Genomic DNA, 12,884 nt, shown 5'->3' with positions numbered 1-12,884 from the left:
GGAGGGGGATAAGTAACTGTTCCCCGCGGATGCGGGGATGAACCGCAATCTCGAACGGAGTGGCAGAAACTGCCGAGCCTGTTCCCCGCATCTGCAGGTACCGAGGTTCGTGCAGAGACGTTTCCGGCTATACGTGTTCCTCCGAGCCTTGCGCATTGCGGGCCTACATACTTCATGCCTGGCGGCGTAACACGGCATCCCCTCCATTGCGGTTCTGATCGACACTTACCCCTGCCCACCGAGCTCCCCGATCCGCCGGTCCTTGTCCTGCCACAGGGCGCTGACCCACTCCTGCATGCGCTGGCGGAATTGCTCGTCGTTCTGGTAGTCGCCCTGCCACAGCGAGGGTTCCAGCGGCAGGCTGCGGATGTCGACGATGACGCGCGGCACCTGGCCGCTGATCAGTTCCCAGAAGCCGGGCACGCGCTTGCCGGGGTAGACCACCGTGACGTCGAGGATGGCGTCGAGTTGTTCGCCCAGGGTGGCGAGCACGAAGGCCACGCCGCCGGCCTTGGGTTTGAGCAGGTGGCGGTAGGGCGATTGCTGCTGGTCGTGCTTGGCCTGGGTGAAGCGGGTGCCTTCCAGGTAGTTGACCACGCTGACCGGTATGTCGCGGAATTTCTCGCAGGCGTGGCGGGTGATTTCCAGGTCCTTGCCCTTCATGTGCGGGTTGCGCTCCAGGAAGGCCTTGGAGTAGCGCTTCATGAAGGGGTAGTCGAGCGCCCAGAAGGCCAGCCCGAGGAAGGGTACCCAGATCAGTTCCTGCTTGAGGAAGAACTTGAAGAAGGGCGCCTTGCGGTTGAACGCCTCGATCAGTGCGGGAATGTCCACCCAGGACTGGTGGTTGCTGATTACCAGGTAGGAAGTGTCGCGGCGCAGTTGCTCGGCGCCGCGAATATCCCAGACGGTGGGAATCAGCAGGGCGAAGATGGCCTTGTCGATCTGTGCCCAGGTTTCCGCGAACCAGGCCACGCCGCTCGAGCAGAGCCTGCGCAGGCGTGGGATCGGCAACAGCTTGAGCAGTGCCAGCAGCATGAGTGGCCCGATCAGGACCAGTGTATTGAGCGCCAGCAGCACGAGAACGGCCAGCCCGGTAAGCAGATGCCCCATCAAGGACTCCTTCAGCCAAGGGTTTGTCGATGATAACAGCATGATGTTGAACGAAAAGCTGCCATTCGAAGTCCCAGTTGCCGAGTGCCATCCACAGAGGGGAATGCTTTTGCTGCGCTTTTTACTGCTTGCCGGTGTGTTCTGTACGCCGGCTTTCGCCCAGGAGCCGACGCTCTACGGGCGCTATGAACATATCCGTCTCGAAGACCTCGGCCAGACCCTGAAGGCGAAGATGGATACGGGGGCGGAAACCGCTTCGCTATCGGCGCGGGATATCGAGCGCTTCGAGCGGGAAGGGGAACAGTGGGTGCGCTTCCGCCTGGCCGTCGATGGCGCGGATGATCGGCTGCATGAGCGCCGCCTGGCGGGTGTCAGCGAGATCAAGGGCCGCGCCGAGGAGGGCGGGGGCAAGCCGGGCGTTGCGGTACGGCCACTGGTCGATATGGAAATCTGCATCGCCGACCGCCTGTACCAGGCCGAGGTCAATCTGACCGATCGTTCCCATTTCGAGTATCCGCTGTTGATCGGCAGCAAGCTGATCGGGCAGTTGCAGGCCGCCATCGACCCGGCGCGCAAGTACACGGCGGGGCAGCCGGACTGCTAGGCTGTGCCTGGAACCTGTTCATACGTGACGATGCCGGTTGTCAGGCCTATGCAGGGTGCGCCGTCTTGGATCATAAGACTTTGAGCAGACCCTATCGGCGACGCGCAAGCAGCGCCAGGGTTCCCAGCATGGCCGGGATGCCCAGGCCGATCCAGGCCAGGGCATCCCACCAGCCGTCGCCGAGCAGGGCGGTGACCAGCCCGGCGAAGCCCAGCAGGGCGATCAGCGCCGGCAGGCGGAAGGTCGGGCGGCGCCAGTGCTTCATGGCTTGACCTCCCGGCCCTTGCCCCGGCGCTTCCACCACAGGTAGAGGCCGCTGCCGAGCACGACGATGGTCAGCAGGTCGAGCGCGGCCCAGAGGATCTGCATCGGCCTGCCGCCGTAGTCGCCGAAGTGCAGGGGTTGCGACATCGACAGCATGTCCATGTACCAGGGGCGCTCGCCGACGGCGGTCACTTCCAGTGTGGCGGCGTCGATCAGCACCGGCGTCCACAGGTGCGAGGTCAGGTGGCTGCTGCCTTTCATGAACACGCTGTAGTGGTGCTCGCTGGAAAAGCGCGTGCCGGGGAAGGCGATGAAGTCCGCCTGCATGCCGGGGGCTGCGGTTTCGGCGATGCGCAGCAGGTCGCTGGCTGGGGCGCGGTGTTGCAGGGGCGGGGCGTCGCGGTAGGGCTCGACCAGCGCGGCCAGGGATTCGTTGCGCCAGGCCGAGATCAGCAGGTCGGCGCAGGCGCTGACCACGCCGGTGATGCCGACCACCAGCGCCCAGCTCAGGGTGACGATGCCGATCAGGTTGTGCAGGTCCAGCCAGCGTGTGCGGTGCGGTTTGTGCCGGCGCACTTCGGCGAACTGCAGCCTGCGCATGAAGGGGGCGTAGAGCACCACCCCGGAGACGATCGCAAGCACGAACAGCAGACCCATGAAGGCCAGCAGCAGCTTGCCCGGCAGCCCGGCGTACATGTCTACATGCATGCGCAGGAAGAACATCATCAGGCCGCCATTGGCCGAGGGCATCCCGAAGGCTTCGCCGCTGCGCGCATCCAGGCCGAAGGTGTGCGACGCGTTCGGCTCGGTGCCGGCGCTGGCGGCCATGATCACCGTCAGCGCGTTTGCGTCCTCGTCGTCCCAGCCCAGGTATTGCACCACTTCGTCGGGGCGCTGGAGCTCGGCGGCCTCGACCAGCCGCTGCAGGTCCAGCCGTGGCGTATCCGCCGGCATCTCGCGCAGCCGAGGGGCTTCGCCGAGCAGGTGTTTCAGTTCATGGTGGAAGATCAGCGGCAGGCCGGTGATCGCCAGCATCAGCAGGAACAGGGTGCAGACCAGGCTGGCCCAGGTATGCACGAAGGACCAGCGGCGGATGGTGGAGGGTTTCATAGGCTATCCGGGGAGCGACAAGCCGCAAGCGACAAGCTTCAAGTCATGGGGGAATGCGCACCGCCCTTACTTGCCGCTTGAAGCTTGCAACTTGCCGCTGCTCTTTCAGAACTCAAGCTGTGCCGAGAAGGTCAGGGTGCGTGGCGCGCCCAGGTAATGGCGGCTCAGCCAGTACTGTTTGTCGGCCAGGTTACTGATGTTGGCACGCAGGCTCAGGTCGTTGCCCGCCAGCGGCAGGCGGTAGCGGGCGCCCGCATCGAAGGTGGTGAAGGACGGCAGGCTGTGCCGGTTGAGCTCATCGGCATATTGCTTGCCGGTGTAGTAGGCGCCGCCGGTCAGGGTCAGGCCGGGTACGGCGGCAAGGTCGTATTCGGCATAGAGCTTGGCCAGTTGCGTGGCGACGCTGACGGGCTTCTTGCCTTCATGGGCGGTATTCGCGGCTTTCTTGACTTCCGGGTCGAGCAGGGTGAGGCCGCCGATCAGTGTCAGTTCCGGAATGACCTTGCCGGTCAGGCCCAGTTCCAGGCCGTTGTTCTCCTGGCGCCCGTCCTGGACATAGTATCTCTGGGCGTTCTCGATGGCGTTGGGCTTGTCGATATTGAACAGCGCTACGGTCAGCAAGGTTTCACCCAGGCTGGCCTTGAGGCCTACCTCGTACTGCTCGCTGATCACCGGGGCCAGGGATTGGCCGGCGTTGAGGGCGGTGTTCGGCGCGATGCCACCGGACTGCAGCGCCTCGATATAGGTGACGTAGGTGGTCAGCCAGGGTTGCGGCTTGTAGAGCAGCGAGATATTGGGCGAGGTCTTGCTTTCGCTGTAGTGCTGGATGGCCGGCGCGGAGCCGAAGGACTCGACCCAGACGAAGTTGTCGCTGAAGGTCTTGATGCGCGTGCGGGTCACGCCGAGGATCGACGACCACTGCTCGTTGAAGGTGATGACATCGCCGACCAGCAGGTTGTCCGACTGGCTGCGTTCGGACAGCCGCTGCTCGCCGTTGCCGATCGAATAGCCGGGCTTGGCGACTTGCGGGCGTTGGCTGAACGGCACATCGGCGCCGATCACCGACTGGTACTGCGGGCCGGGATAGGGAATGTAGTCGGTGTAGTTGCGTTCACGTGCGACATTGCCCTGGTAGCCTGCGGTGACCTTGTGGCCGATGCCCGCGGTGTCGAAGGCGGCATCGAGGAACAGGTAGGCCGAGGTTTCCTCGTGCTCCACCGGTGCGAAGGCATACAGCGGCTGGCCATAGACGCCGGCGCTGTAGACCGTGGGGCCGGTGTAGGTGTACTGGGTTTCGTTCAGGTCGTAGGCCAGTGCGCCGCGCAGGCTGAAGACCTCGCTCAGTTGCCAGGCGAAGCGCCCGCCGACCCGTTTGTGCTCGCTGTCGGCGAAGGACCAGCGCTGGCTGTATAGCTTGTCGTTGTCCATGTCATCGGCATCCGGCCGGTTGGCATGGTCGGAAAAGTACCAGTAGCTGGTCAGGCCGCGTGTCTGGCTTTTCTTCCAGGAGGCATCGAACTGCAACTGCAGGTCGTCGCTGACGTTCCAGTCCAGCGCCAGGCTGACCAGTTGGCGGCGGCGCTTTTGCAGGTCGATGGCGGTTTCGCCGTCCTGGCTGAGGACGTTGAGGCGATAGGCGAACACGCCCTGCTCGTCGAGCTTGCCGCCGAAGTCACCGTGCAGGTAGTAGCTTTCGCCGCCGGCATTGCCCAGGGTGACGCTGTTGTAGCGCTCCGCGGTGGGGCGCTTGAGCACATAGTTGAGCAGTGCGCCGGGTGTACCCGGGCCATAAAGGAAGCCGCTGAGGCCGGTGACCACCTCCAGGCGTTCCATTTCCTCGATGAAGTTGCCGCTGTTGGAGGGGTTGGAGAAGCGCAGGCCGTCGTTGGCGATGTTCAGGTTGCCCGAGGCGCTGAAGCCGCGCACGCTCAGGCTGCTGGCATAGCCGGCGCTGGTGGGTGAAGTGAACTGGGTCGAGGGGTTGAGCTTGAAGATATCGTCCAGCGAGGTGGCCTGGACATTGCGCACCAGCTCGCTGGAGTAGACGCTGATCGAGTAGGGCGTGTCGCGTAGCGCCATGCCGCCGAGGGCGCCGACGTTCTTCAGGTTCTCGCTGCGGTAGCCGCTGGCCTGCGAGCCGTCCTGTGTGCGCAGGCGGCCGCTGATATCGACGTCATCGAGTGCCGCTGTCCACTGGCTGCAGGCTGTAGCTGCCGGCGCCGCCGGGGACCAGCAGCAGCCCGCTGCCGCCGAGGGCCTGGCGCAGTGCCTGTTCGGGGGAGAGCCGCCCCTGGACTGGCTGCGAGGTGCGGCCCCGGGTCAGTTGCGGGTCGATGCTCAGCACCAGCCCGGCATCGGCGGCGATGCGGCTCAGGGTCGAGGCCAGGGGCGCCGCGGGTAGCCTGTATTCGTTCGCCTGTTCGATCCGTTGTTCCTGGGCCAGGGCCGGCAGGCAGGTCGCGAGCCCGAGCATGGCGATGCTGGCGGCAAGCAGGCTGGGGCGCAGGTAAGGGCTGGTGGATGGCATGGGGGTGCTCCGCTGGAAGTGAGTCGATCACTTCCTTGCCGAAGCGGAATGCCAAAGTGATAGGGGCGGGCGAAAATATTTTCGCCGGTCAATCCGGCCTTTGTGTTTCATCGTCCGCGGCGCTCTTTTCCAGCCGCCGCCAGAGCAGCCGGACCGCCGCCTTGCGGATCAGCGCGCAACGGTGCAGGCGGATTTCCAGGGGGATCTGCCACTGCTCGCCGCCGCAGGCCACCAGTTCGCCGCGTTGCAGTTCCGCCTGTACCGACAGGCGTGGCACCCAGGCCACGCCCAGGCCCTGCAGGGCCATGCCTTTCAGGCTATCGGCCATGGCGGTTTCGTAGACCCGGGTCGAGCGCAGGCCGCGCTGGCGCAGCAACAGGTTGACCGAGCGGCCGAGGAAGGCGCCGGCACTGTAGGCCAGCAGCGGCACCACCTGGCCGCTGTCGAGGTCGAACAGCGGCTGGCCGTGGTCGTCGCGGGAGCACACCGGCAGCATGTCGGTGCGGCCCAGGTGCAGCGAGGGGAATATCTCCGGGTCCATCTGCAGCGCGGCGTCGGGGTCGTAGTAGGCGATGATCAGGTCGCAGGTGCCATCGCGCAGTGCGTGCACCGCATCGCCGACGTTGGTCGCCAGCAGCCGCGTGTTCAGCGGCAGGCCTTCGCGCCGCAAGTGGGCGATCCACTGCGGGAAGAAGCCCAGCGCCAGCGAGTGGGCCACGGCGATCTGCAGCACCTCGCCCTGCTGGCCTTCCAGGTTGTGCAGGTAGCGCACCACTTCGCCGAGCTGTTCCACCAGGCTGCGCGCCGTGACCAGGAACAACTGGCCCGCCTCGGTCAGCTCGATGGGTGTGCGCGAGCGGTTGATCAGGGTCAGCCCCAGGGTGTTCTCCAGGCTGCGGATACGGCGGCTGAAGGCCGGCTGGGTGACGAAGCGGCGGGCGGCCGCCTGGGAGAAGCTGCGTGTCGAGGCCAGGGCGACGAAGTCTTCCAGCCATTTGGTTTCGAGGTTCATGGGGGTTCCTGCGACCGGGCGTCGCGCCAGCATACGTTCGTGACGATCCATACGTCACGTCGATGTTATGCCGATTCGGCATGGGGCAGCGCTTTACAGCATTGGCAAGGATCCGGGCGCGGGCCTTAGTCTATGGGCCATCGCGGCTTGTGCCGTATTTCCCTGGAATCTCTCCATCATGTCCTGTGCTGCATTGTTTCGAGTCGAAAAAGATCTTCTTGGTACCCTCGAAGTCCCGGCCGATGCCTACTACGGCATCCAGACTCTGCGGGCGGTGAACAATTTCCGCCTGTCCGGCGTGGTGCTGTCGCACTACCCGAAACTGGTGGTGGCGCTGGCCATGGTCAAGCAGGCGGCGGCGGATGCCAACCGTGAACTGGGGCACCTCGGCGCGGCCAAGCATGCGGCGATCAGCGAGGCCTGCTCGCGCATCATCCGTGGCGACTTCCACGACCAGTTCGTGGTGGACATGATCCAGGGCGGCGCCGGCACCTCGACCAACATGAATGCCAACGAGGTGATCGCCAATATCGCCCTGGAGGCCATGGGCCACGCCAAGGGCGAGTACAGGTACCTGCACCCGAACAACGATGTGAACATGGCGCAGTCGACCAACGATGCCTATCCGACCGCCATCCGCCTCGGCCTGCTGCTCGGCCACGATACCCTGCTGGCCAGCCTCGACAGCCTGATCCAGTCCTTCGCCAGCAAGGGCGTCGAGTTCGCCCATGTACTGAAGATGGGCCGTACCCAGTTGCAGGATGCGGTGCCGATGACCCTCGGCCAGGAGTTCCACGCCTTCGCCACCACCCTCGGCGAGGACCTGGCGCGCCTGCGCACGCTGGTGCCGGAGCTGCTGACCGAGGTGAACCTGGGTGGCACCGCCATCGGCACCGGCATTAACGCCGACCCCGGCTACCAGCGCCTGGCGGTCGAACGCCTGGCGGCGATCAGCGGCCAGCCGCTGGTGCCGGCCGCCGACCTGATCGAGGCGACCTCGGACATGGGTGCCTTCGTGCTGTTTTCCGGCATGCTCAAGCGCCTGGCGGTCAAGCTGTCGAAGATCTGCAACGACCTGCGCCTGCTTTCCAGTGGCCCGCGCACCGGCATCAACGAGATCAACCTGCCGGCGCGCCAGCCGGGCAGCTCGATCATGCCCGGCAAGGTCAACCCGGTGATCCCGGAGGCGGTCAACCAGGTGGCCTTCGAGATCATCGGCAACGACCTGTCACTGACCATCGCCGCCGAGGGCGGGCAGTTGCAGCTCAACGTGATGGAGCCGTTGATCGCCTATAAGGTGCTCGACTCGATCAACCTGCTGCAACGGGCCATGGACATGCTGCGCGAGCATTGCATCAATGGCATCACCGCCAACGAGGCGCACTGCCGGGCGCTGGTGGAGAACTCCATCGGCCTGATCACCGCGCTCAACCCCTACATCGGCTACGAGAATTCCACCCGCATCGCCAAGGAGGCGCTGGTCAGTGGCCGTGGCGTGCTGGAACTGGTGCGCGAGGAGGGCTTGCTGGACGAAGCCTCGCTCGCCGACATCCTGCGCCCGGAAAACATGATCGCGCCGCGGGTGGTGCCGCACGAGGCCTGAGAGGCATGCCTTTCAACGTCTCTGTCCCGCTGCTTTCTCGTAGCCTGGGTTGAGCGTAGCGATACCCAGGGCATGCACTCGATGGGTATCGCTCTGCTCAACCCATCCTGCAAATTCGCTCAGGATTCGAGCGAACACTTACTTCCACAGCATGAGTAATGAAGGAACCTGCACATTTTAGCCAAAGGCGTTGAAAGGCATGGGCCTGAGAGGCGGCTGCAAGCTGCAAGGAAAAGCTTGACGGGGGGTTCAGGAGGTTTTTCACACTGATTACGCTTGCAGCTCACCCTCAGTCCAGCACCGGCAATTCCAGCGACTCCTTGATCTCTTCCATGACGATATAGCTCTTGGATTCGCGTACGTGGGGCAGCTTGAGCAGGATGTCGCCAAGCAGCTTGCGGTAGGAGGCCATCTCGGAAATCCGCGCCTTGACCAGGTAGTCGAAGTCGCCGGATACCAGGTGGCACTCCAGCACGTGGGGCAGCTTGAGCACCGCCCGGCGGAATTCCTCGAAGATATCACCGGACTTGTAGGCCAGGTTGATTTCCACGAAGACCAGCAGCCCGGCCTTCAGGTGCTGCGGGTTGAGCCGCGCCGAGTAGCCCATGATGATGCCTTCGCGCTCCAGGCGCCGTACGCGCTCGGTACAGGGTGTGGTGGAGAGGCCGACACGCTCGCCCAGCTCGGTGAAGGGCATGCGCCCTTCGACCTGCAACAGGCGCAGGATCTGCCGGTCGATCTTGTCCAGTTCGCGCTGGGTCTGGCGACGGGTTCGCATGGTTATGTTAGCTCCGTTATGTCGGTTTATGGCGTGAATTAATTTTAAATATAGTCGTTTAAATAGTGAATTACACTGTCTTTGCCTGTCTATACTGATTCGCATCACGAGCATTGAAATGGTCCGCAGAGGGCAAGGAGTTCGAAATGCGTGTTCTGGTGCTTGGCAGCGGGGTGATCGGCACCACCAGCGCCTACTACCTGGCCCGTGCCGGTTTCGAGGTGGTGGTGGTCGACCGCCAGCCGGCGGTGGCGATGGAAACCAGCTTTGCCAATGCCGGGCAGGTTTCGCCGGGCTATGCGTCGCCCTGGGCGGCGCCGGGGGTGCCGCTCAAGGCGCTCAAGTGGCTGCTGCAGCGGCACGCGCCGTTGGCGATCCGGTTGACCGGCGATGTCCAGCAATACCTGTGGATGGCACAGATGCTGCGCAATTGCACGGCGGCGCGCTATGCGGTGAACAAGGAGCGCATGGTGCGGCTGTCCGAATACAGCCGCGACTGCCTGGACGAGTTGCGCGCCGAGACCGGCATCGACTACGAGGGGCGGCAACTGGGCACCACGCAACTGTTCCGTACCCAGGCGCAACTGGATGGCGCCGCCAAGGATATCGCCGTGCTGCAGCACTCCGGCGTACCCTATGAACTGCTCGACCGGGAAGGTATCGCGCGCGTCGAGCCGGCGCTGGCGCGGGTCGCGCACAAGCTCAGCGGCGCGTTGCGCCTGCCCAATGACCAGACTGGCGATTGCCAGTTGTTCACCACCCGCCTGGCCGAGCTGGCCGTCGGGCTGGGCGTCGAGTTTCGCCATGGGCGGAATATCGAGCGCCTGGAGCAGGCCGGCGACCGTATCGACGGTGTCTGGATCGACGGCAAGCTGGAGCGCGCCGATCACTACGTGCTCGCGCTGGGCAGCTACAGCCCGCAGATGCTGCGCCCGCTGGGCATCCATGCGCCGATCTACCCGCTCAAGGGCTATTCCCTGACGGTGCCGATCAGCGATCCGGCCATGGCGCCGGTCTCGACCATCCTCGACGAGACCTACAAGGTCGCCATCACCCGTTTCGACCAGCGCATTCGTGTCGGTGGCATGGCGGAAATCGCCGGCCTCGACCTGTCCCTCGACCCGCGCCGGCGCGCCACCCTGGAAATGGTGGTCGGCGATCTCTATCCTCGTGGCGGCAATCCGGCGGATGGCACCTTCTGGACCGGCCTGCGCCCGGCCACGCCGGACGGCACGCCGATCATCGGCGCCACGCCTTACCGCAACCTGTTCCTCAATACCGGCCACGGCACCCTGGGCTGGACCATGTCCTGCGGTTCCGGACGCCTGCTGGCCGATCTGCTGGCGCGCAAGACGCCGAAGATCAGCACCGAGGGGCTCGACATCCAACGCTACGGATCACAACAGGAAGTACGCAAGCATGCCCATACAACGCCTGCACACCAATGAGCGCATGAGCCAGATCGTCGTCCACCAGGGCACGGTCTATCTGGCCGGGCAGGTCGGCGACGACATGAGCGCCGGCATCGAGCAGCAGACCCGGGAAACCCTGGCGCATATCGAACGGCTGCTGGGCGAGGCGGGTACCGATGTGCGTCATATTCTTTCGGTGACCATCTACCTCAAGGACATCGACGCCGATTTCGAGGGCATGAACGCCGTCTGGGACCAATGGCTGCCCGCTGGCGTGGCCCCCGCCCGTGCCACGCTGCAGGCCAAGTTGTGCGAGCCGGAAATCCTCGTCGAACTCTCGGTGGTCGCCGCCCTGCCGGCCTGAGCCGTACATCTCCTGCGGGAGCGGGCAAGCCCGCTCCCGCGCTGACGGCCTGGGTGGCCGCGAACGACAGGCCGAGGTAAAAGGAATCGGGCGCTTGACGAGGCTCTTGCCCCGCCTCGCACACTGATGACGCCTCCAGCCTTCAGAACAGACTCAGTTGCCGATCCAGCAGACGGCTGAAGTCGTCGTCGACGAATGGCAGGATGGCATCGGCGATCGGTTGCAACTGGCGGCTCAGGTAGTGCTCGTAGTCTATCCGCGCGCTGCGCTTTTCCAGCGGTTCGGGGCCGGCCAGGGTGATCACGTAGCTGATCCAGCCGCCATTCTGGTACTGGCGCGGGCGCCCCTGGTCCAGGTTGTACTCATCGGCGATACGGGCCGCGCGCACGTGCGGCGGCACGTTGCGCTGGTAGTCGCCCAGTTGCCGGCGCAGGCGCTTGCGGTAGACCAGCAGTTCGTCCTGCTCGCCCGCCAGGGTGCGCTGCACGAAGGTTTTCACATAGTCGCGGTAGGGCTGCCCGGTGAAGATGCGCAGGTACAGCCCCTGCTGGAACTGCTGGGCCAGCGGCGACCAGTCGGTGCGCACCGTTTCCAGCCCCTTGTAGATCATCTCCTGGCTGCCATCCGCCCGTTGCACCAGGCCGGCATAGCGCTTCTTGCTGCCTTCGTCGGCGCCGCGGATGGTCGGCATGAGGAAGCGCCGGAAGTGGGTCTCGTATTGCAGTTCCAGCGCACTGTCGAGGCCATGGGCCTGCCGCAGATGTTCCCCCCACCAGTGGTTGATGCTGGCCACCAGGGCCTTGCCGATATCAGCGGCGGCGGCTTCGTCATGGGCGCGGCCGAGCCAGACGAAGGTCGAGTCGGTGTCGCCATAGATCACCCGGTGGCCTTGCGCCTCGATCAGTTCGCGGGTGCGGCGCATGATCTCGTGCCCGCGCAACGTGATGGAGGATGCCAGGCGCGGATCGAAGAAGCGGCAGCCGCTGGAGCCGAGCACGCCATAGAAGGCGTTCATGATGATCTTGAGGGCCTGGGACAAGGGTTTGTCCTGTTCACGCTTGGCCTGCTCGCGGCCTTCCCAGACCCGGGCGACGATGGCGGGCAGGCAGTGGGTCGTGCGCGAGAAGCGGGCGCCGCGGAAACCGGCCACCGAGTGCCGCTCGTCCGGCTGGCGCAGGCCTTCGAGCAGGCCGATGGGGTCGATCAGGAAGGTGCGGATGATCGAGGGGTAGAGGCTCTTGTAGTCGAGCACCAGCACCGAGTCGTAGAGCCCCGGCCGCGAATCCATGACGAAGCCGCCGGGGCTGGCCTCGGCGGCCTTCTCGCCGAGGTTGGGCGCGACGAAGCCCTGGCGGTGCATCATCGGCATGTAGAGGTGGGTGAAGGCCGCCACCGAACCGCCGCTGCGGTCCGCCGGCAGCCCGGTGACGCTGGCGCGTTCGAGCAGGAAGCGCAGCAGTTCGGTCCTGGCGAAGATGCGCGTGACCAGTTCGCAGTCCTTGAGGTTGTAGCGGGCCAGCGCCAGCTTGTCCTCGTTGAACATGCGGCGGATCTCGTCGATGCGCTGGTAGGGCGTCTCGATCGCCTTGCCCTCGCCGAGCAGGCCCTGGGCAACGCTCTCCAGGCTGAACGAAGGAAAGCTCCAGGTCGCCGAACGTAGCGCTTCGATGCCGTCGATCACCAGGCGACCGGGGATTTCCGCGAAGAAGTGGTTGCCTTTGGCGTGTTCGCGCCAGCCCATGGCCTCGCCGTCGCGGCCGAGGCGCAGCGGCACCCGCAGGCGCTGGGCGCGCTGCTGCAGGACGCGCAGGTCGAACTGCACCAGGTTCCAGCCGATGACAGCGTCCGGGTCATGGCGCTCGAACCACTGGCCGAGCTGCTCCAGCAGGGCGCCTTCATCGGCGCAGCAGTCGAGCTGGAAGTCCAGGCCGGGCGGCACTCGCACCTGGCCGAGCATATACACCTGGCGTTGTCCGCAGCCCTCCAGGGCGATGCTGTAGAGGTCGCCGTCGATACTGGTTTCGATATCCAGCGATACCAGGCGCAGTTGCGGGCGGTAGCCGTCGATGGGCCTGAGCGGGGTGTCGAGCAGGGTGGGCG

At 65.0% G+C, this 12,884-nt stretch carries 10 protein-coding genes and 1 pseudogene; 4 read left to right on the top strand and 7 right to left on the bottom strand.

Going from position 1 to position 12,884, the window contains the following annotated elements:
* Positions 1–225 precede the first annotated feature (225 nt).
* Positions 226–1,110 carry an acyltransferase gene (locus DNJ95_RS00050; protein WP_131182683.1) on the bottom strand — a complete coding sequence of 295 codons (885 nt, stop codon included), beginning with the start codon at positions 1,108–1,110 and terminating at the stop codon, positions 226–228.
* Between the two features lie 109 nt (positions 1,111–1,219).
* Between DNJ95_RS00050 and DNJ95_RS00045 the strand changes: the two genes are divergently transcribed.
* Positions 1,220–1,714 carry an ATP-dependent zinc protease family protein gene (locus DNJ95_RS00045; RefSeq protein ID WP_131182682.1) on the top strand — a complete coding sequence of 165 codons (495 nt, stop codon included), beginning with the start codon at positions 1,220–1,222 and terminating at the stop codon, positions 1,712–1,714.
* Between the two features lie 91 nt (positions 1,715–1,805).
* On the opposite strand, the gene DNJ95_RS19140 is transcribed toward DNJ95_RS00045, so the two are convergent.
* The 4 genes and pseudogenes from DNJ95_RS19140 to DNJ95_RS00030 all read right to left on the bottom strand — a co-directional run bounded on the left by DNJ95_RS19140 (position 1,806) and on the right by DNJ95_RS00030 (position 6,627).
* Entirely contained in the window at positions 1,806–1,979 is a 174-nt protein-coding gene (locus DNJ95_RS19140) for a hypothetical protein (protein WP_165491625.1), read from the bottom strand.
* Complete coding sequence (locus DNJ95_RS00040; RefSeq protein WP_131182681.1) at positions 1,976–3,088, bottom strand: PepSY-associated TM helix domain-containing protein; 1,113 nt, start codon at positions 3,086–3,088, stop codon at positions 1,976–1,978. Before DNJ95_RS00040 ends, DNJ95_RS19140 begins: the two co-directional genes overlap by 4 nt.
* Positions 3,089–3,193: 105 nt before the next feature.
* A pseudogene (locus tag DNJ95_RS00035) lies at positions 3,194–5,615 on the bottom strand (TonB-dependent siderophore receptor).
* Positions 5,616–5,703: 88 nt separating this feature from the next.
* Positions 5,704–6,627 carry a LysR substrate-binding domain-containing protein gene (locus DNJ95_RS00030; RefSeq protein WP_131182680.1) on the bottom strand — a complete coding sequence of 308 codons (924 nt, stop codon included), beginning with the start codon at positions 6,625–6,627 and terminating at the stop codon, positions 5,704–5,706.
* A 178-nt stretch (positions 6,628–6,805) separates the two neighbouring features.
* Here DNJ95_RS00030 and aspA point away from each other — a divergent pair, with 178 nt between their 5' ends.
* On the top strand, positions 6,806–8,230 hold the full coding sequence (gene aspA / locus DNJ95_RS00025) for an aspartate ammonia-lyase (protein WP_131182679.1): 1,425 nt from the start codon (positions 6,806–6,808) through the stop codon (positions 8,228–8,230).
* A 289-nt stretch (positions 8,231–8,519) separates the two neighbouring features.
* Here the strand turns inward: aspA and DNJ95_RS00020 are convergent, their stop codons facing one another.
* Positions 8,520–9,008, bottom strand: a complete 489-nt coding sequence (locus tag DNJ95_RS00020; RefSeq protein ID WP_131182678.1) for an Lrp/AsnC ligand binding domain-containing protein — start codon at positions 9,006–9,008, stop codon at positions 8,520–8,522.
* A gap of 146 nt (positions 9,009–9,154) precedes the next feature.
* Here DNJ95_RS00020 and dadA point away from each other — a divergent pair, with 146 nt between their 5' ends.
* Positions 9,155–10,456 carry a D-amino acid dehydrogenase gene (gene dadA / locus DNJ95_RS00015; protein ID WP_131182677.1) on the top strand — a complete coding sequence of 434 codons (1,302 nt, stop codon included), beginning with the start codon at positions 9,155–9,157 and terminating at the stop codon, positions 10,454–10,456.
* On the top strand, positions 10,428–10,784 hold the full coding sequence (locus DNJ95_RS00010; RefSeq protein ID WP_131182676.1) for a RidA family protein: 357 nt from the start codon (positions 10,428–10,430) through the stop codon (positions 10,782–10,784). Before dadA ends, DNJ95_RS00010 begins: the two co-directional genes overlap by 29 nt.
* 142 nt (positions 10,785–10,926) lie before the next feature.
* Here the strand turns inward: DNJ95_RS00010 and DNJ95_RS00005 are convergent.
* The coding region (locus tag DNJ95_RS00005; protein WP_131182675.1) for a DNA polymerase II at positions 10,927–12,884 on the bottom strand (1,958 nt) is incomplete at its 5' end.

This window comes from Stutzerimonas kirkiae, assembly GCF_004327335.1.
Taxonomy (GTDB): Bacteria; Pseudomonadota; Gammaproteobacteria; order Pseudomonadales; family Pseudomonadaceae; genus Stutzerimonas; species Stutzerimonas kirkiae.
The sequence above is the reverse complement of the archived record's forward strand: the minus strand, read 5'-3'. Positions and strand labels throughout refer to the sequence as shown.

Coding starts and splice junctions, on each gene's coding strand:
- DNJ95_RS00050 (WP_131182683.1), bottom strand. CDS start 1,110: ATGGGGCATCTGCTTACCGGGCTGGCCGTTCTCGTGCTGCTGGCGCTC.
- DNJ95_RS19140 (WP_165491625.1), bottom strand. CDS start 1,979: ATGAAGCACTGGCGCCGCCCGACCTTCCGCCTGCCGGCGCTGATCGCC.
- DNJ95_RS00040 (WP_131182681.1), bottom strand. CDS start 3,088: ATGAAACCCTCCACCATCCGCCGCTGGTCCTTCGTGCATACCTGGGCC.
- DNJ95_RS00030 (WP_131182680.1), bottom strand. CDS start 6,627: ATGAACCTCGAAACCAAATGGCTGGAAGACTTCGTCGCCCTGGCCTCG.
- aspA (WP_131182679.1), top strand. CDS start 6,806: ATGTCCTGTGCTGCATTGTTTCGAGTCGAAAAAGATCTTCTTGGTACC.
- DNJ95_RS00020 (WP_131182678.1), bottom strand. CDS start 9,008: ATGCGAACCCGTCGCCAGACCCAGCGCGAACTGGACAAGATCGACCGG.
- dadA (WP_131182677.1), top strand. CDS start 9,155: ATGCGTGTTCTGGTGCTTGGCAGCGGGGTGATCGGCACCACCAGCGCC.
- DNJ95_RS00010 (WP_131182676.1), top strand. CDS start 10,428: ATGCCCATACAACGCCTGCACACCAATGAGCGCATGAGCCAGATCGTC.